The 20,551-nt window shown below is 43.7% G+C and carries 13 protein-coding genes; 9 read left to right on the forward strand and 4 right to left on the reverse strand.

All coding sequences use genetic code 11. The features are described from left to right. Position 1 precedes the first annotated feature (1 nt). Positions 2-5,959, reverse strand: coding sequence for a DUF3320 domain-containing protein (locus Bovatus_RS22455; protein ID WP_004301841.1), 5,958 nt, complete (start codon positions 5,957-5,959; stop codon positions 2-4). 96 nt (positions 5,960-6,055) lie between these two features. Between Bovatus_RS22455 and rpsA the strand changes: the two genes are divergently transcribed. The 6 genes from rpsA (at position 6,056) to Bovatus_RS22485 (ending at position 12,118) form a co-directional block, all read left to right on the forward strand. Beyond that, positions 6,056-7,858 (forward strand): 30S ribosomal protein S1, encoded by a 1,803-nt coding sequence (gene rpsA / locus Bovatus_RS22460; RefSeq protein ID WP_004301842.1) that lies wholly within the window; start codon positions 6,056-6,058, stop codon positions 7,856-7,858. Positions 7,859-8,149: 291 nt separating this feature from the next. Continuing rightward, positions 8,150-9,088: a ribonuclease Z gene (locus tag Bovatus_RS22465; protein ID WP_004301843.1), complete on the forward strand. Its 939-nt coding sequence runs from the start codon at positions 8,150-8,152 to the stop codon at positions 9,086-9,088. Further along, positions 9,078-10,619: a L,D-transpeptidase family protein gene (locus Bovatus_RS22470; protein WP_004301844.1), complete on the forward strand. Its 1,542-nt coding sequence runs from the start codon at positions 9,078-9,080 to the stop codon at positions 10,617-10,619. Before Bovatus_RS22465 ends, Bovatus_RS22470 begins: the two co-directional genes overlap by 11 nt. Positions 10,620-10,643: 24 nt before the next feature. Further along, complete coding sequence (locus tag Bovatus_RS22475; protein ID WP_004301845.1) at positions 10,644-11,195, forward strand: RNA polymerase sigma factor; 552 nt, start codon at positions 10,644-10,646, stop codon at positions 11,193-11,195. Positions 11,196-11,242: 47 nt separating this feature from the next. Further along, positions 11,243-11,623, forward strand: a complete 381-nt coding sequence (locus tag Bovatus_RS22480) for a hypothetical protein (RefSeq protein WP_004301846.1) — start codon at positions 11,243-11,245, stop codon at positions 11,621-11,623. A gap of 27 nt (positions 11,624-11,650) precedes the next feature. Next, positions 11,651-12,118, forward strand: coding sequence for a hypothetical protein (locus tag Bovatus_RS22485; RefSeq protein ID WP_004301847.1), 468 nt, complete (start codon positions 11,651-11,653; stop codon positions 12,116-12,118). A 105-nt stretch (positions 12,119-12,223) separates the two neighbouring features. On the opposite strand, the gene mazG is transcribed toward Bovatus_RS22485, so the two are convergent. Then, positions 12,224-13,012 (reverse strand): nucleoside triphosphate pyrophosphohydrolase, encoded by a 789-nt coding sequence (gene mazG, locus Bovatus_RS22490; protein ID WP_004301848.1) that lies wholly within the window; start codon positions 13,010-13,012, stop codon positions 12,224-12,226. Positions 13,013-13,024: 12 nt separating this feature from the next. Continuing rightward, the gene (locus Bovatus_RS22495) at positions 13,025-14,080 is read right to left on the reverse strand and encodes a DUF3810 domain-containing protein (protein ID WP_004325009.1); all 1,056 of its coding nucleotides are present in this window, start codon (positions 14,078-14,080) and stop codon (positions 13,025-13,027) included. A gap of 140 nt (positions 14,081-14,220) precedes the next feature. Between Bovatus_RS22495 and Bovatus_RS22500 the strand changes: the two genes are divergently transcribed. The 3 genes from Bovatus_RS22500 (at position 14,221) to Bovatus_RS22510 (ending at position 19,577) form a co-directional block, all read left to right on the forward strand. Beyond that, positions 14,221-14,859: a hypothetical protein gene (locus tag Bovatus_RS22500; RefSeq protein WP_004301851.1), complete on the forward strand. Its 639-nt coding sequence runs from the start codon at positions 14,221-14,223 to the stop codon at positions 14,857-14,859. Positions 14,860-14,924: 65 nt separating this feature from the next. Next, positions 14,925-17,561, forward strand: coding sequence for a valine--tRNA ligase (locus Bovatus_RS22505; protein WP_004301852.1), 2,637 nt, complete (start codon positions 14,925-14,927; stop codon positions 17,559-17,561). 117 nt (positions 17,562-17,678) lie between these two features. Further along, complete coding sequence (locus Bovatus_RS22510) at positions 17,679-19,577, forward strand: sensor histidine kinase (RefSeq protein WP_004325011.1); 1,899 nt, start codon at positions 17,679-17,681, stop codon at positions 19,575-19,577. A gap of 315 nt (positions 19,578-19,892) precedes the next feature. Here Bovatus_RS22510 and Bovatus_RS22515 read toward each other — a convergent pair whose 3' ends face one another. Continuing rightward, complete coding sequence (locus Bovatus_RS22515; RefSeq protein ID WP_004301854.1) at positions 19,893-20,468, reverse strand: RNA polymerase sigma-70 factor; 576 nt, start codon at positions 20,466-20,468, stop codon at positions 19,893-19,895. Between the last annotated feature and the right edge of the window lie 83 nt (positions 20,469-20,551).

The following is a 20,551-nucleotide window of genomic DNA, read 5'->3' on the forward strand; positions in this document are numbered from 1 at the left end:
TCTAATTGGCAATCGTTACCCGTTCATTTTCTATCTTGGCGTAATGTCTTTTCACTGCTTCGCGAATACCTCTTTGCATGGCAGCGTCTATGTTCGATCCCATACGGGCAAAGCCGAACTGTTGTGCGCATGCTTTTATCAAATCTGCCGCAGGTAGGCTGATGGAGTCGGTCAATAGTTGCCGGATGGCATTGGCTATCTCTTCAGGTGGTATGTCTGTCGCTTCCCGGTCGGAAACCGGGCGATAGATTGAATAGGAAGCGCATTGCTCTTTGTCGTTCCAGCAGAAGACAAGTCCTTCGTATTCTGTGCGATAGATATTCAATGTGTCGAGTGCTGTTTCTATCTGTGCCTCTACCCGTGTTCCCAAGCGGCTGATTCCCCATTCGGACAGGATTTTCTTACAGAGCAGGGATTTACTGATTGGCGCCTCGCTTTCCATAATCTTCCGTATTTGGGAGAGGAGGATAGAGTAACTGTCCGTAAAGAAAAAGTCTTCCGGTGAATAACTGTATGGGGTAATCTTTGCAAACTTGTACTTTTGTTCTATCCGGTTTTGCGTAGAAAGAACGGAAGCAGCTTGCTTTTCAGGGGCAGCAGGCGATGCCTTGAGCACGAATGAAATTTCATTGTTGGTTATCTGTGCCGTCGGTGCAGGTGCTGCCACTTCTGTCGGAGTTGAGTTAATTCCGGCTGTTGTCATAGAGCCGACCTTTGAACTCTTTTTTCGGGCGATAGCCTCTTGGATAGTTGCTATTACTTCGTCCGGCTTTTCCCACCAGTCCATTGTCCATATCCGGTAGATGTCCCATCCGAGTGCTTTCAATACATTATTCTGCACAATTTCCCGGTCACGTGCGGTCTTGGTACGTTTGTAGTTTTTGCCGTCGCAGATAATACCTAACTGATATTTAGAGGTATTTTCGGTGTCGACGATACCTATGTCTATCTTGTATCCGGAGCAACCTATGTCTGTATGCACGGTGTAACCCAATGAGCGCAGTCTGTCGGCAATGATCGTTTCGATGGAGGCTGTTGCTTCCGACAGTTGTCTTGGCACACTGCTGATGGTGCTTCGGGTTCCCTTCTCCGCATATTCGAGGAAACGTTTTAGTCCGGCTACTCCAATAGAAGAAGTCCGGTTCAGGTCGATCATCTCCGACCTTAGGGTGGAATAGATAATCATCTCATACCGGGCACGGGAAACGGCTACATTCAATCTTCTTTCGCCGCCTGCCCGGTTCAGTGGTCCGAAATTCATGCTGACGCGCCCTTCTGCATCCGGGCCATAGCCCACAGAGAAGAGAATAACATCGCGTTCGTCTCCCTGCACATTCTCCAGATTCTTGATAAATAACGGTTCGTCGCATTCCAGCGCAAGAGTTTCCAGTTCGGGGTAAAAGATAAAAAGGTCGGATAATAGGTCTTCTATCAAGGCTTGTTGGACAATGCTGAAAGTGACTACACCGATACTTTTCTTTCTTAATTCCTCGCTTCTCAATCTTCTGGCTATTTCGTCCACCACAGCTTGAGCTTCCGCCCGGTTCTGGCGCGACTTGCCTTTATCATAGTAACCGTTGATGTTGACTATCCTGACTTTCGATTCAATGTTGTCCGGTGAGGGGAAAGTCATCAGTTTGTTATCGTAATATTCGGAGTTGCTGAAAGCGATGAGGCTCTCATGTTTGCTTCGGTAGTGCCATAATAAATATTTGGAAGGGATAGACAGAGCGAGACAGTCGTCAAGGATACTCTCCAAATCTTCCATTTCAATGTTGTCTTCATCAATGGTGTTGACCGAGAAGAAACTGGTAGGAGGCATTTGTTTCGGGTCGCCTACGATAATGACGTTTTTACCCCGTGCAATGGCGCCCACCGCTTCATAAGTAGGCATCTGTGAGGCTTCATCAAAGACAATCAAATCAAATTTATCAGCGTCCGTATCGATGAATTGAGCGACGGAAAGAGGACTCATCAGCATACACGGGCACATGCGCGACAACAAAGTGGGAATTTGGTCGAATAGCTTGCGAATAGATATGCCGCGGGCATTGTTGCGGATATTCTTTTGAAGGATACCCACTTCGGAACTTTGGATGGCTTCGTGAGTGAAAGACGGAATGTTGGAGGCCAACCGGGCAAATAATTCTCTTTGGGTCGTTTCTTCGAATTTGGCGGATATTTGTTTGTATTTAGCAATGATATCATTGAATATCTTACCGTTGAATAATTCCAAAGTCGGCTCTTTGGCAATGATATACCGGATAGCCGCCTGATAGAAACTCTTGCGGAAGCTGTCTGTAAGTTGGCTGGTAGGAATATTCTTTTCTTTATATTCCGTCGCGATAAATCCTATTCCCAGACTATGCAGGGTTTGGTAGGCTTGTAGCCACTGATACCAGTCCTTGAGCTTGTCGAGGTTCTCTTTCCAGGTTCGGGCTTTTGACAAGGCAATCGTTATCCAGTCGGCTGAATCGGTATAAAGTTCTTCGATCGAGATACCCAGCATGCCGGACAATTTCTTTTCGGTGGCTGTGAGTGTATCTGCGAGCTGATACAGTTCATTGAAAGAATGAGCATGGATGTCTCTGAATGTTTGAATTCCTTCTGTGAGTTGTACGGACAAATTCTGCTTGATTTGCGAAACTTTGGCAATGTCTTTTGCGTAGTTCAACAAATGCGAATGAAGGGAAGTCATGTCGTCGATTATCTGCTCAATGGTGTTCCAATCCTCGTTCTTGCCGGGGCGTCCGAATAGGGAGGGAAGTTGCCCGATGTATTTCCGGACGGCTTCTGCTTCTTCCTGATACCGGATAATGCGGTGGAGCAGAGGTTTGATGTCTTCTGTTTCAATCGTTTTTAAAGCATATACGTTGATTGCCTTTCTGATTTTCCGTTGTCCGAAATATCTGGGAAGGAACCATTGATCGGATACCCGGTTCCATTCGGCTAACATCTGCTTTGCGTTGATGGACAGGATTTCTTGGGTGAATCCGGTTTCTATCTCTTTCCTTTGTTCATCCCGTTTCCGTCCGTGAACCACTACTTCCCGGTATTCATTCAGTGTTTCGTTGAGCAATGGCAAAGTCAGCAATCCGGGAGTCAGTTCCGGAATGTCGAGTATTCTCCGGATGATGTGGGAGATTGTCTGGAAATCCTTGCGTGTAGGGTGTATATCCGTATCTTTTAGAAGTATGGAGAATACATCCAGCTTCTGCCGGATGGTGGTCAACAGGTCGATAAATCCGGTGAGCAGTTGGGAGGATCCCTCCTTAACGGCTGATGAATATTCGGTAATCGAGATACCGGTTAATGGATGCTGGTAAGGATGTCCACACGCATTGGCCGTCCGGACTAGCAGCTCGATGGCATCTTCCCATTGGGCAAATGTGTCTTTATCTAATGTATCCAGATAAGCTTGTGGAATATCAAAACAAGATTCGACGTCCACGGATTGATAATGAATAATGGCGTCATATAATGAAACTCCGAACGGGTATTCTTTATGCAGGGCTTCGATATATTGATTCAATTCCGCCCGTAAATTCAGCAGGCGTTCCGCTTCCTTTCTGAATTCTTCGGGAGGTGTCTGCCTGATAATTTCCGTGGTTTCTTTCAGTTGAGAGATAACGGCGGATTTCTTTGTTTTGTTGGAATGAATTTCCAGACAGAACGGAGCCAGCCCGATAGCTGCCAATCTGTTTTGCACAACGGAGAGGGCAGCCATCTTTTCCGCTACAAATAAAACACGTTTTCCTTTGTAAAGCGCGTTGGCGATAATATTGGTAATCGTTTGCGATTTTCCTGTTCCCGGAGGCCCGTGCAGGATGAAAGTCTTGTCGTGTACGGCTTCGTAGATGGCTTCCAGTTGCGAAGAATCGGCGATGATGGGTAATACAATGTCTGCGGGCGACACTTGTTTGTCCATATCCGTTGCATCTATTTCCTCTGTGGCGGCTTCCCATTCTATCTTTCCGTTGATGAGGCTGGACACAATCTTGTTCTGAATCAGTTTGTTGGCATTGTTGTGAATATCATTCCACATGATGAACTTGTTGAAAGAGAAGATGCCCAGAATCGCTTGCTCTTCCACGTCCCATTTACGCTGGTTCTTAATGCTGTTGCGGATAATGGAATAGATCAGCTTGACGTTTACGCCGCTTTCGTCGGTAGGCAACGGGTCCAATCCTGATATGGTGATTCCGAAGTTTTGGCGAAGCATTTCCAATAAGGTGATGTTCATCATTGTTTCTTCTTCCCGGGAACGGATTACGTAACCTTTGGCTGCCGATTTACGGATAATTTCAACCGGTAATAGCAAGATGGGGGCATAGCGGGGACGTTCGCTGGAAGGTGTCTCGTACCATTTCAAAAGTCCGAGAGCCAGATAGAGTGTGTTGGCTCCATTCTCTTCGATAGAAGTACGCGAAGAGCGGTATAAGTGAGTCAGTGCCTTACCTAAATCGTTTTCGGGCAGATAGAAACGTAACCTTTTCTGTGAAAGTTCCGAGTTGATGAAACCAACCATGGGATCAGACTCCGGTATGGAGGAATAAATCCCGAAGTCCATCGCCGGACTTTCCCAATCGGCAGGGCGGTGGAGGATGCGGAATTCTTCTCCGTCGGCCAATGCATCTTCCAGACAGGATAGATTAGCCGGGATGAGTTGGAGCGTGTTTTTGGTAATCCGGATATTCAGCAGGTTGTTGCGCAGGCTTAAATCCAGCAACCGTCTTTCCCATAACAGTTGTTTGGTGATTACGGTCTGGGTTTCATTGCCCGATAAATCATACGGATTGATACTTTGCGGAGTGGCATGAACGGCACTTTTTTGAATGTCGGTCTCCTTTTCTTCTACTTCCCATACCTGTCCATGCAAAATGCGTTGGGGGATGGGGCGGATGCCCGAATGTCTCGCTCTTTTCACATCTATGGCAAGAATGAAACTGTTTCCATCCGTCAACTTTCCGTTCGCTTTCTTCACAGCATCGTCGAAATCGGACGAATGGCCCATGTTCATGCAGGTCGTTTCAACTAAGGTAATGTCGTAGATTCCTTCGGCTGTCCGTTTGGTTAACAGGGAAACATCGTCAATGGTAGGATCCGGAAAAGTCTCCGGCACTAGCCAGGCTCCCGCAAAAGCATGCCCTTGAGTGATGATAATGAGTGCATTCAGACCGATTGCTTCCAGGCAGGAAGCATAGAGCAAGGCCATATCCAGACAGGTTCCCAGTTTTTGTGCCATTACGGAGTCGGCTAGCCGTACACGTTGCCCATATTCCTCGAAGCTGGCGGGGATGGTGCTGTATATAATCTGTTGTTCCGTGATAGCCGTGTAGATGGCGGCCATCTGTTTCCTTACCCGGTCCGGAGTGCGGCTTTGATATTCGTCGAGGGACGGATTATCAGTCCATTGTCCCAGGATGGAAGCGGCTCTCTTAATGATCGGCACAATAGCTGTATGATTGGGGGTGATGAAAGCGGCCAGCATTTCGGGCAATACATTGAGCCCTCCCCATTGGTCGTATGCCAGAATGTCGATAGGGTAGGTTTGGCAGAATACGGATTCTACTTCGGAAGTAATTTCAATTTTCAGATTGCCGGATAAACGTTCGGTCAGCTGTGTGAAATAGTTGGCGGACAAAGTGAGATTGAATGACGACAGGCATATCGATTCATTGGGCGGAATCTGTGCCACAGCTATTGGAGCGGCGTTTCCGAAAGTCGGTTCTGTCGTGATTTGTACCTGAATGTCCTTCAGCGGGGCAGGCGTTGTATTCTCAATAGAAAGCTGATGAATGATTGATGCACCGTTTTGTTGTATCGCAAAATTAATAAGCGGTAAATAGTCGCATTGCACCTTGACTTTGTCCAATCTCTCGTCCATGGCAAAAACTGTATAAATTAAAGATTGCAATATTACAAAAAATACGGATATAATTCTCTTTTCTTCTGCCATTCTTTTGTCAATCAAGAAAATATTCCTACCTTTGCGCCCGATTTATAGATAATATAATGTCTTATTTAATTAAAGTATTAAACAATTTATTTATTAATGGAAAACTTAAAGAACGTAGCTCCTATTGAAGATTTCAACTGGGATGCTTATGAAAATGGCGAAACAGTAACCAACGTTAGCCACGATGAACTGGAAAAAGCTTACGACGGTACGCTTAACAAAGTGAACGACCGTGAGGTTGTTGACGGAACCGTAATCGCAATGAACAAGCGTGAAGTAGTTGTGAACATCGGTTACAAATCAGACGGTATCATCCCATTGAATGAGTTCCGTTACAATCCGGATCTGAAGATCGGTGATACTGTAGAAGTATACATCGAAAATCAGGAAGACAAAAAAGGACAGCTCGTTCTGTCACACAGAAAAGCTCGCGCTACTCGTTCTTGGGATCGCGTTAACGCTGCTCTGGAAAATGAAGAAATTATCAAGGGTTACATCAAGTGCCGCACTAAGGGTGGTATGATCGTAGACGTATTCGGAATCGAAGCATTCTTGCCGGGTTCTCAGATCGACGTTAAACCGATCCGCGACTATGATGTATTCGTTGGCAAAACAATGGAATTCAAAGTGGTTAAAATCAACCAGGAATTCAAAAACGTTGTTGTATCTCACAAGGCTCTTATCGAAGCTGAACTGGAACAACAGAAGAAAGAAATTATCGGTAAACTTGAAAAAGGACAAGTTCTTGAAGGAACTGTTAAAAATATCACCTCTTACGGTGTATTCATCGACCTTGGCGGCGTAGACGGTTTGATCCACATCACTGACCTTTCTTGGGGACGTGTTAGCGATCCGAAAGAAGTGGTTGAACTGGATCAGAAGCTCAACGTTGTTATCCTTGACTTCGATGATGAAAAGAAACGTATCGCTCTTGGCTTGAAACAACTGACTCCGCACCCATGGGATGCTCTTGACACTGACTTGAAGGTTGGTGACAAGGTGAAAGGTAAAGTGGTCGTTATGGCTGACTACGGTGCATTCATCGAAATCGCTCCGGGCGTAGAAGGTTTGATCCATGTTTCAGAAATGTCTTGGAGCCAACACCTGCGTTCTGCACAAGATTTCATGAAGGTAGGCGACGAAGTAGAAGCTGTTGTGCTGACACTTGATCGTGAAGAACGTAAGATGTCTTTGGGTATCAAACAACTGAAACAAGATCCATGGGAAACTATCGAAGAAAAGTATCCTGTAGGTTCTAAGCATACTGCAAAAGTTCGTAACTTCACTAACTTCGGTGTATTCGTAGAAATCGAAGAAGGTGTTGACGGCTTGATCCACATCTCTGACCTTTCTTGGACTAAGAAAGTAAAACACCCATCAGAATTTACTCAGATTGGTGCTGACATCGAAGTTCAGGTATTGGAAATCGACAAAGAAAACCGTCGTTTGAGCCTTGGCCACAAACAACTCGAAGAAAATCCTTGGGATGTATTCGAAACTGTGTTCACTGTAGGTTCTGTACACGAAGGTACAATCATCGAAATGTTGGATAAGGGTGCTGTTGTAGCTCTTCCTTACGGTGTAGAAGGTTTCGCAACTCCGAAACACCTTGTAAAAGAAGACGGTTCACAAGCACAGTTGGATGAGAAACTTGAATTCAAAGTGATCGAGTTCAACAAAGATGCTAAGAGAATCATCCTGTCTCACAGCCGTATCTTCGAAGATGTAGCTAAGGCTGAAGAAAGAGCAGAAAAGAAAGCTGCTTCTGGTGCTAAGAAGTCATCTTCTAGCAACAAGAGAGAAGATTCTCCGATGATCCAGAACCAGGCTGCTTCAACTACGCTGGGCGATATCGACGCTCTTGCTGCATTGAAAGAACAGTTGGAAGGAAAGAAATAATCTGAATAGAATATTTTCCAATGAAAGGCGCTCCCGTTTGGGGGCGCTTTTTTTATTCACCACAGATTTAAGAAATGAAGATAAGAGGGAATTTAATTCAGACATAAGAACAAAAGAATAAAAAATAAAATAGCAGTTCAATAAGCAACAGAAATAATTTTCAAAGCGCTGCCTTTATGTTCTTTTGTTCTTATGTCTAAAAATAAATTATCAAAATCTGTATAACCCTGGGGTGAAATATTTCCTTTTCCTTTGCAAGATTAAATGTGAAATGTCCTATCTTTGCATACCATGGAAAAATTTGAGTTACATATATTGGGATGCGGTTCTGCTTTGCCTACTACGCGACATTTTGCGACCTCTCAAGTCGTAAACTTGCGTGAAAAACTATTTATGATTGATTGTGGCGAGGGAGCACAGATGCAATTACGCCGCTCGCGACTGAAATTTTCCCGATTGAATCATATCTTCATCTCTCATCTACATGGTGACCATTGTTTCGGATTGTTGGGACTGATCTCTACATTCGGATTATTAGGGAGAACTGCTGATTTACATATTCATTCTCCAAGAGGACTGGAAGAGTTGTTTGCGCCGATGCTTGCTTTCTTTTGCAAGACTTTGACTTATAAGGTGTTCTTCCATGAATTCGAAACGAAAGAACCGATGCTCATTTACGATGACCGTTCGGTGACTGTAACCACAATCCCTTTAAAACATCGAATTCCCTGTTGTGGTTTCCTTTTTGAAGAGAAACAGCGTCCTAATCATATCATCAGGGACATGGTAGACTTTTATAAAGTCCCGGTCTATGAACTGAACCGCATCAAGAACGGAGCGGATTTTGTAACTCCCGATGGAGAAGTAATACCTAATTTACGTTTAACCCGCCCTTCGGCTCCGGTGCGTAAATATGCTTATTGTTCCGATACAATCTATCGTCCGTCCCTTGCTGAACAAATTAAAAATGTAGATTTGCTTTTCCATGAGGCCACCTTTGCACAGACCGAACAGGCACGCGCTAAGGAAACTTATCATACCACTGCTGCGCAAGCTGCGCAGCTTGCTTTGGATGCCAATGTGAGACAACTGGTGATCGGACATTTTTCCGCCCGTTATGAAGATGAATCTGTCTTACTTCATGAAGCGTCTGCCATTTTTCCACAAACCATTTTAGCGAAAGAAAATTTGTGTATTGACGTTGATGGAGGGACTGTCTATGAAAAGTAGTCGACTGCTCTGGGGAGTAATCATCCTGCTCTTCGGTTGCCTGGCAGCCTGTAAAAAAGAGAAACCTCAATCTCCGATACCGGATTCTTTGTCTTCCCTCCGGGAACTGTTCCATCCTGCTTATCAAATAAATGCAGACAGCATTCATCAGATGATTCGTATTGGCCTGAACGAGAATCCGGTAACTCCCTGGGATTCGGTTTTGCTGGCACATTATCAGGAAAAGGATGAATTCTTTTGGCTGAACGATTCTCTCATATCCGATAAACCTGCCGTACAGGTGGCAGACTCGATGTTATTCTGGTTAGAAAACATTTCACAACATGGAGTTAATCCGAATCTGTATCCTGTCGATAGCATCCGTGAGGAATTGCAACAGATACGAACCTTGAAGCTGCGCGAAGGGAAGACGATGAACCGCCTGCTGGCAGACGTGGAATATCAGTTGACAGCCGCCTATCTCTCGTATGTGTGTCAATTGAAGTTTGGATTCCTGCCTTCGGCGCGCAGATGGAATGATTCGATCGACCACATTCCTTTGAAACAATGTGATGTGAAATTTGCGATGGCTGCTCTCGACTCTTTGCGTGCAAATCCTAACGCCGCTTTTCGTAGGGCGCAACCCTCTTCTCCGCTTTATCATAAGATGCAGGAAGAACTGGTTCGTGTGAATGGCTGGGGAGTGACAGATACTACGGATTATTATCGCGACCGCCTATTGGTAAACATGGAGCGGGCACGTTGGCAATATGCATTGGATAAAGGACAGAAATATGTGATAGCCAATGTGGCGGCATTTATGTTGCAGGCTGTCAACGAAGAAACAGACTCTATTCTGGAGATGCGTATTTGTGTAGGGACTGTGAAGAATAAAACTCCTCTATTGTCAAGCAGGATTTATTATATGGAACTGAATCCTTACTGGAATGTGCCTCAAAGCATAATTCGGAAAGAGATCATTCCTACTTACCGCAGAGATACGACGTATTTTACCCGTAACCGCATGAAGGTATACGATAAGAATGGACTCCAGGTAGATCCCCACAGTATTAAATGGGCGAAGTATGCAGGAAGTGGCGTACCTTATACGGTGAAGCAGGACAACAAAACAGGGAATTCCTTGGGACGTATCATCTTCCGTTTTCCCAATCCTCATTCCGTATATCTGCATGACACTCCGTCACGGTGGGCTTTTACACGGAATAATCGTGCGGTGAGCCACGGTTGCGTCCGTCTTCAAAAAGCACTCGACTTCGCGTTCTTCCTGTTGAAAGAGCCGGATGAATTGTTGGAAGACCGTATTCGTATTGCAATGGATATCAAGCCGGTGAGTGAAGAGGGAAAGAAGCTGCCCATCAGTGCGGCTTATCGTGAATTGAAACATTATAGTTTGGAACAATATATACCTTTATTTATAGATTATCAGACGGTTTATCTGTCTGCCGATAATAATTTGAGGTATTGTGAGGACATTTATAAATATGATCCGTCCTTACTAGAGGCGATGAATAACCTGAATTTGAAACCATAAATAAACATACAGATACGAGAGATTATGATTCCTTATAACGAACGCGAAGTTCTGAAACTCCTTCAGGAGGAGAGTACACAGCGGAAAGGATTTGAAATGATTGTGGGGCAGTATAGCGAGCAATTGTATTGGCAAATCCGCCGGATGGTACTGTCGCATGAGGATGCGAACGATCTCCTGCAAAACACTTTCATCAAGGCATGGACGAATATCGATTATTTCCGTGCCGAGGCGAAGCTGTCGACCTGGCTCTATCGCATCGCGCTGAATGAGTGTCTTACCTTTCTGAATAAGCAGCGTGCCATGACTACCGTGGATATTGACGATCCCGAAGCAGTAGTTGTGCAAAAGCTGGAAAGTGACGCCTACTTTTCGGGCGACAAGATACAGGTGTGCTTGCAAAAAGCCCTGCAGACTTTGCCCGAAAAGCAGCGTATGGTGTTCAACCTGAAATACTATCAGGAAATGAAGTACGAAGAGATGTCGGAAATCTTCGGCACGTCGGTCGGTGCACTGAAAGCATCTTATCATCATGCGGTGAAGAAAATTGAGAAGTTTTTAGAAGAAATAGATTAAACCTTTTAAATGAGACACTGTCTAATGAAAAGAGAGGAGAAAAACGTATGAAAGAAGAAGATATTTTATTGAAGAAGCTTGGAAAGGAAAATTCCTTCAAAGTGCCCGATGGTTACTTTGAGAACCTGACTTCGGAGGTAATGAATAAACTTCCTGAAAAAGAGAAAGTTGCTTTTAAGGAAGAACCTGTCAGCACATGGACAAGACTGAAACCATTGCTCTATATGGCAGCTATGTTCGTAGGGGCGGCCTTGATTATCCGGGTAGCGTCAACAGATCATAAACCTGCTGCAGCAGATGATGTAGCGGTGACAGAAGTGGATACTGAAGTAGTCGTATCTGACGAAATGATTGATGTAGCAGTGGATCGTGCCATGCTGGATGATTATTCGTTATATGTTTATTTGAGTGACGCAAGTGTAGAATGATTTATAAAAACTGATTGAATACAGAAAATGAGAAAACTTATCGCATTGGTCGTTTTGTTATGTGGCTTTATGCCTGTTCTTTGGGCTGCTGATGGATGTGATCAGCATTTATCCCGGGAGGAGTTCAGGGCAAAACAAAAAGCTTTCATTATCGAACAGGCTGGATTGAATAAAGAAGAAGCAGCCAAGTTCTTTCCCGTTTATTTTGAACTCCAGGATAAAAAGAAGAAACTGAATGATGAGTCATGGGATTTGATGCGCAAAGGCAAGGATGATAAAACGACGGAAGCTCAATATGCAGAAATCAACGAGAAAGTGGCCAACAACCGTATTGCTGCCGACCAGCTTGATAAAACTTATTTGGGTAAGTTTAAAAAGATTCTTTCAAGCAAGAAGATTTTTCTCGTGCAACGTGCAGAGATGCGTTTTCACCGCGAAATGATAAAAGGTATGAATCGTAGCAAAGACAAGGGAGACGATTCAAAGAAGAAATAAAGAAAACAGAGCGTCCGATTCGTATGAACAGACGCTCTGTTTGAGTAAAATGGAGACTCTATCCGCTGGGAATAGAGCCTCTGTTTTTTTATGCCGGTAAGGAAGTTACAGTCCTTTTTTCTTTGCTTCATTCCAAATGGCATCCATCTCTTCGAGAGTCATATCTTTCAGACTTTTTCCTTCCTTGATGGTGTGCTCTTCCAGATAGTTGAAGCGGCGGATAAACTTCTGGTTGGTAAGTTCCAGTGCATTATCGGGATTGATTTTATAAAGGCGTGCCGCATTGATAAGGCTGAACATCACGTCGCCGAATTCAGCTTCCGCTTTCTCTTTATCCATGTTGGCCACTTCCTCCTGAAATTCACCTATTTCTTCTTTCACTTTATCCCAAACCTGTTCCCGTTCTTCCCAGTCGAAGCCTACATTGCGAGCTTTGTCCTGAATACGGTAAGCCTTGATAAGCGAGGGCAGGGCAGCGGGCACACCGCTTAATACACTCTTATTTCCATCTTTCTCTTTAAGTTTCAACTGTTCCCAGTTCTCGGAAACTTGTCCGGCTGTATCTGCTTTCACCTCTCCGAAGACATGCGGATGGCGGAAAATCAGCTTATCGCACAGCTTGTCGCAAACATCTTTGATGTCAAAATCTCCTGTTTCCGAGCCTATCTTAGCATAGAAAGCGACGTGCAACAATACGTCCCCCAACTCTTTGCAGATTTCTTTCTTGTCATCCCTCATCAGGGCATCGCAAAGTTCGTAAGTCTCTTCTATGGTGTTGGGACGCAGACTTTCATTCGTCTGTTTACGGTCCCAGGGACATTTAACACGCAGTTCGTCGAGAATGTCCAGGAAGCGTCCGAAGGCTTCCATCTGTTCTTGTCTGGTATGTGACATAAATCTATTTATTTAATTCATTTTTTTCCATTCTTGGTAAGATATCAACAACCCTACTACTTCCGAGTAGTTCTGACGGCCACTTTCTATCTTGTTTCCTTTCAGGTAAAGATCGTATATCCAATCCTGTACGGCTCCCACTACCGGGCTATACTTGGCAGCCCAATAGGCTTGATTATTCTTGGCTAATTCAATAATTTCCGGTCGGATGCGTTGAAAGAGTTTTGCATATTCTTCTTCTGAAAGTAATCTTTTTGCATTCCCCAGTACATGCCCCAGTACAGAGAAATATCCGGAGAAACGGATACCCATTGCCTGTGAACGGGTACAAACCTGATAGGCATAGAAATTGGCTTCCGCTTCGCTGGTGATACCTAACAAGTGGGCTAGTTCATGAGCATAAGTGGCAGGATAGTTGGCGGGAAGCAAATCTCCGTTAAGGGTGAATTCGCAGAAGAAAGGCCCCATGCTACCGGTTACTCCTACCATGGAAATGAACGGAGTAAACAACATGGTCTTTACTCTCGGATGATCGTGTGGAGGTCGGTGTACGCCCAGGCTATCACTTAACTGATTATAGATTCGTACGGTTTCTTCCCGTATCAAATCCTGGTTGATACTATTTACAGGGGTGTACGAACGATTTAATTGGGTGATATAGTCGTCAACAAACTCCTGAAAATTTTCGGGAGTGTAGGCTGTATACGGGATTTCGGTTCGTTGGTAAAAGTTCTTTTGAGAATAATTCAGTCCCCAAGCCAGATAGAACCATACATAAATCCACAACAGATATTCGCCGTCGCGCAATAAAATTTTCTTCCAAGGCAACTTTTTACGGAGACGGGCATAAATTGGATAAATAATCACGCCCGCAATACTAAGGAAGATAAATAAGTCTCCTATCGCAAAAGGAAATAAATTGGAAAAAAACGACAAAACGTAAGAGATAAAAGGATAGATTGTTTGCGAATAGATTGTTGCCAGAGCAGGAATCCATTGCGTTAGCCACACTAGGATTAAGATTGCTCCTAAGGCTAAATATCTTACATTTGGCTTCTTTTTCATCATTTGTCTAATATCAGTCAACAAAAATATGCATTAAATAGACGTCGCGCGAAAAAATACCTCTATATTTGCAAAAAATCTGTTAACAATGGCTTTATAACTTGTATAATAGGGAAAGTCATTCAACATAAACCGGATAAGAGATGGCTACATCAGAAGAAATTGAAAAGTATTGCCGGAATTGCGTATCACGTGATTTCGTGAATGGTAAAGGTCTTGTTTGTAAGCGTACCAGAGAACTTCCTGCTTTTGAAGAAGAATGTGAAAGTTTTGAGAAAGATGAAGAGCTGGAAAGATTAGCCCCTCCCAAGCCGGAAGACTTCCCGGTATCTATGACAGAAGAAGAAATGCTTGCCGAAGAGAATCTCTCCAAAGGAGTACTGTACGCAGTCGCTGCCTGTATTGTGGGTGCGGTGGCATGGGGACTGATATCTGTTTCTACGGGTCGTCAGATTGGATTTATGCCCATTGCTATCGGGTTTATGGTTGGCTTTGCCATGCGGAAAGGGAAAGGAATACGTCCCATTTTCGGAATTATCGGTGCGGCATTATCCCTGATTAGTTGTGTCCTGGGTGATTTCTTTTCCATTATCGGATATATTTCCCAAGATTATAAAATGTCTTATTTTGACGTTCTGGTAAGCGTAGACTATGGAGAAATATTCTCTATTATGCTGGAAAATGTGATGTCAATGACTGCTTTATTCTACGGATTCGCTCTTTATGAGGGGTATAAATTCTCTTTCCGTGCACAGAAACACCCCGAGGGTGGTAAGATTTGAATTTAAATTATTAATTTTGCACCCGTTATTTTAGAATATACATTATCATATATACATAAAACAATATGGAATTAGCAAGTAAGTACAATCCCGCTGACGTGGAGGGAAAATGGTACCAGTATTGGCTGGACCATCATTTATTCAGTTCGAAACCCGATGGCCGTGAACCTTACACCATCGTCATTCCGCCCCCGAACGTCACCGGTGTGTTGCACATGGGACACATGCTTAATAATACCATTCAGGATATTTTAGTTCGTCGTGCCCGTATGGAAGGCAAGAATGCCTGCTGGGTACCGGGAACTGACCATGCTTCTATTGCTACTGAAGCTAAAGTAGTAAACAAACTTGCTGCTCAAGGCATCAAGAAAACCGACCTGACTCGTGACGAATTCCTGAAACATGCTTGGGATTGGACAGACGAACACGGAGGTATCATCCTGAAACAACTTCGTAAACTCGGTGCATCCTGCGACTGGAATCGTACTGCTTTCACTATGGACGAGAAACGCAGTGAAAGTGTACTGAAAGTTTTCGTAGACCTGTTCAATAAAGGATTGATCTACCGTGGTGTCCGTATGGTAAACTGGGACCCGAAGGCATTGACCGCTCTTTCTGACGAGGAAGTGATCTACAAAGAAGAGCACGGAAAACTATATTACCTCCGCTATAAAGTAGAAGGTGATCCGGAAGGACGCTATGCCGTAGTGGCAACTACCCGCCCTGAAACAATCATGGGTGACACAGCGATGTGTATCAACCCGAACGACCCGAAAAACGAATGGCTGAAAGGTAAGAAAGTGATCGTTCCGCTGGTAAACCGCGCCATCCCTGTGATTGAAGATGATTATGTAGACATCGAATTTGGTACAGGTTGCCTGAAAGTGACTCCTGCTCATGACGTAAACGACTATATGCTGGGTGAAAAGTACAACCTGCCTAGCATTGATATCTTCAACGATAACGGTACATTGAGCGAAGCTGCCGGTATGTATATCGGCATGGATCGTTTCGATGTTCGTATACAGATAGAGAAAGACCTCGAAGCTGCCGGACTGCTGGACAAGACAGAAGCCTATACAAATAAGGTAGGTTACTCGGAACGTACCAACGTAGTGATCGAACCGAAACTATCTATGCAATGGTTCCTCAAGATGCAGCATTTTGCAGACATGGCATTGCCTCCGGTAATGAACGATGAACTGAAGTTCTATCCTGCAAAATACAAGAATACCTACCGTCACTGGATGGAGAACATCAAAGACTGGTGTATCAGTCGTCAGTTGTGGTGGGGACATCGCATTCCTGCTTACTTCCTCCCGGAGGGCGGTTATGTGGTAGCTGCTACAGCAGAAGAAGCATTGGCAAAAGCGAAAGAGAAAACCGGCAATGCCGCCTTGACAATCGAAGATCTCCGTCAGGACGAAGATTGTCTGGATACCTGGTTCTCTTCCTGGTTGTGGCCTATCTCTTTGTTCGACGGAATCAACAATCCGGGTAACGAAGAAATCAACTATTACTATCCGACCAGCGACCTTGTGACAGGACCGGATATTATCTTCTTCTGGGTAGCCCGTATGATTATGGCAGGCTACGAGTACGAAGGACAGATGCCGTTTAAGAACGTTTACTTCACAGGGATCGTTCGTGATAAACTGGGACGTAAAATGTCCAAGTCACTCGGTAATTCTCCCGACCCGTTGGAGTTGATCGAGAAATACGGAGCCGATGGAGTACGTATGGGTATGATGCTTTCTGCTCCTGCCGGAAACGATATTCTTTTCGATGACGCACTTTGCGAACAGGGACGTAACTTCTGCAACAAGATATGGAATGCTTTCCGTCTGATTAAGGGCTGGACAAATGCCAAAGGTACTATTGAGATCCCTACCGATGCACATCTGGCAGTTCAGTGGTTTGACCAAAGACTGGATGCGGCAGCTGTTGAAGTGGCCGATCTCTTCTCCAAATATCGTTTGAGCGAAGCGTTGATGCTGGTTTACAAACTGTTCTGGGATGAATTCTCTTCTTGGCTGTTGGAAATCGTGAAACCTGCTTATGGACAGCCTGTTAATGGCTTTATTTATAGTATGGTTCTTAGCTCTTTCGAGCGTCTGCTTGAATTGCTGCATCCTTTTATGCCATTTATCACAGAAGAATTGTGGCAACAACTGCGTGAGCGTGAACCGGGTGAAAGTTTGATGGTTACTCAACTGTTTGAACCGGTCGGAGCAAATGAACAATTCCTGGCAGAGTTTGAAGTAGCTAAGGAAATCATCAGTAATGTCCGTAGCATCCGTTTGCAGAAAAACATTGCTCTGAAAGAAGAACTCGAATTGCAGGTTGTAGGCACTCATCCGGTAGAGAAATTGAATCCGGTGATTATCAAGATGTGTAACCTGTCTTCCGTAACAGTGGTAGAAAGCAAATCAGAAGGTGCTTCTTCTTTCATGATAGGAACGACCGAATTTGCCGTGCCATTGGGTAATATGATTGACGTGGAAGCCGAAATCGCCCGTATGGAAGCCGAATTGAAGCATAAAGAAGGATTCTTGCAGGGAGTGATGAAGAAACTTAGCAACGAGAAATTCGTCAATAATGCTCCGGCTGCCGTTCTTGAACTGGAACGTAAGAAGCAAGCCGATGCAGAGAGCATCATTAATTCTTTGAAAGAAAGTATTGCGGCTTTGAAGAAATCATAATCCTTTGATACTTAATTTTATATAATAAAGGGCATCTCAATTCGTTTTGGGATGCCTTTTTTTTGCACTAAAGAAATTAATACTATCTTTGCTTCCGCTATTTATAGAATACCACAAATGAAACAATCGTTACGGATCATTCCATTCCTCCTTGGATTATTCCTTTTTATTGAAGGATTCTTATCACCTGCGTCAGCCCGAACCGAAAATACAAATAAAGAAGTACTGGTTTTAAACTCGATTAATTTCAATCTGCCTTGGGCTAAAAACTTTTATTGGTGTCTTCATGATGCTCTTCAGAAACAAGGAGTTTCTGTGAAGGCGGAATCGCTTTCCGTACCTGCTCTGGTGAATGAGATGGAGGCGAATGCCGTAGTCACCCATTTGCGTCAGAAGTATCCGGAGCCTCCCACTGCTATCGTGATGATTGGAGATCCGGGATGGATTGTTTGCCGCGAATTATTTGATGATGTATGGGAAGATGTCCCGGTAGTTGTGACAAATGCCCGCGATCGTCTGCCTGCTTCTCTGGATATCCTGCTGTCTCATGCTCCACTCACAGAAAGTAACAGTGTTTCTGCGGAAGAATGGAGACGGGAATATAATATCACTTCCTTGAAGCAGCATTATTACGTCAAGGAGACCGTAGATTTAATTTATAAACTGATACCTGACATGGAACGTCTGGCTTTTATTTCAGACGATCGGTATATCAGTGAAGAAACCCGCCGAGATGTGAAAGAAGCCGTAGAGGAAAACTTTCCTGATTTGCGTCTGGAGCTTCTTTCCACCACTCAATTATCCACGGAAATGCTACTCGATACGTTGCGCAGCTATAAATCCAATACGGGGATTATCTATTATTCATGGTTTGAGTCGCATAACGAGAATGATAACAACTATCTCTTCGATCACATTCAGGAGATTATCACTAATTTTACTCCTTCGCCTCTGTTCCTGCTTTCTCACGAAGATTTATCGAACAATACTTTTGCGGGTGGATACTATGTCTCGGCAGAATCTTTCAGCGATTCTCTGCTGGAGATTCTTGATCGGATATTGAAGGGTGAACAGGCCCGGAATATTCCCGGTGGAGTGGGAGGGAAAGGAAGTGCCTATCTTTGTTATCCGGTATTGAAAGCTCATAATATACCGTCATACCGTTACCCGGCCGATGCTGTTTATGTCAATGAGCCCAAGACTTTTTTTCAGCAGTATTCTGTTGAAATTATTGTCTGTTCCATCTTCCTGTTAATTCTGATTGTTGCTATCATATATTATATCAGCATTCTTCGGAAAGCATATAGTCGTCTGCATGAAGCAATGGAAAAAGCGGAACAGGCCAATCAATTGAAATCCGCATTCCTGGCTAATATGAGTCATGAGATACGTACGCCCTTGAATGCTATTGTAGGATTATCCAATATGCTTCCTCATGTCGAAAACCGTGAAGAAATGTCCGAATATGCAGACCTCATTGAAACAAATACGGATTTGTTGCTCCAGTTGATTAATGATATTCTGGATTTGTCGAAGATTGAAGCCGGTACATTCGATTTCTATCCTGCCTTGATTGATGTGAATCAGACGCTTGAAGAAATCGAGCAGAGTATGCAGTTACGTCTGCGACACAATAATGTGACTTTCACATTTGTGGAGAGACTGCCCGAATGTACATTATATACGGATAAGAACCGTTTGATTCAGCTACTTGCCAATTTCATTGTTAATGCCATCAAATTTACAGAAGTGGGTACCATTCGTATGGGGTATCGTCTGCTAGACTCCGAAACGATTTATTTTTATGTGTCGGATACTGGCTGTGGAATGTCTTCTGAACAGTGTATCCATGTCTTTGAACGGTTTGTGAAGTACAATTCCTTTGTGCAAGGTACCGGACTGGGACTTTCTATCTGCCATACGATTGTAGACCGCTTGGGAGGGAAAATAGGAGTGGAGTCGAAAGAAAACAAAGGAGCTACTTTCTGGTTTACCTTACCTTATCGGCAGAATTAATGCTTTATTTCTCTCCAATCTATCAGTAGATAAGTTGCTATGCTCTTATTGCAAACTTCCTTTCCCTTATTGGATAAGTTGTCTTTGACTAAGAAGAAACTATAAACGCAAGTTCTGATTGTATAAACGAAACTTGCAATTATATAATCAGAACTTCCGTTTTTATAAATGAAGCTTGCAATTATAGATTTCTCTTAGCCAAAAAGAAGTTTGGCAGTAGGGGAATGTAAGTTTATCCCTAATACAACGGAAGTTATCTATTAGTACTTTAGTAAATAGAACGTAATAGATAAGAAAATAGATAGCTGGTTTATTTTAAGGAAATAGAATTGGTAGCAATAAAGGCAGATAATCCTTTAAATCTACGCGTAGTTGCTTTAATGCCTGCTGAATGCGGTAATCTACAGTTTTGGGAGATACTCCCAGAATTTCCGCTATTTCTTTATAACTCATATCCCGGAACCGATGCATCACGAAAGCTTCCCGGTAACTTTCCGGCAATGTGGCAATGGCATCCTTGATGCGTTGTGTCAACTCTTCGACTTGATAAAGATCCGTATCTTGTAGCATCTCCTGCATTTCTTCATAAAATCGAGTGTCGGCACGTTGAGTGGCGTCAATATGTGCAAGCTTGTTCAGAGCTTTGCGGTATATCATTTTAAAGAGGTACGAACTAAGCGAGGTTTCGATAAACAAATTTTCTCTGTTCTCCCAAATCCATAAAAGAGAATCCTGCACAATTTCTTCCGCATCTTCCAGATCGACGAAGCGATGGCCGTAGGCACACAGTGCCGGATAATACCTCCGAAACAGTGCATCAAATGCTTTTTGGTCGCCTCGCTGTATAGCAGATAATAGGAAATTGCTTTCTGACAGGTGAACTTCTTTCATGTATTAGTTTGATATTTCACTGCAAATATAGCTTTTTTATAAGAAAACAAAGATTTTCTGAAAAAAAATGAGATTTGGTTTAG

Source organism: Bacteroides ovatus, from assembly GCF_001314995.1.
Taxonomy (GTDB): domain Bacteria; phylum Bacteroidota; class Bacteroidia; order Bacteroidales; family Bacteroidaceae; genus Bacteroides; species Bacteroides ovatus.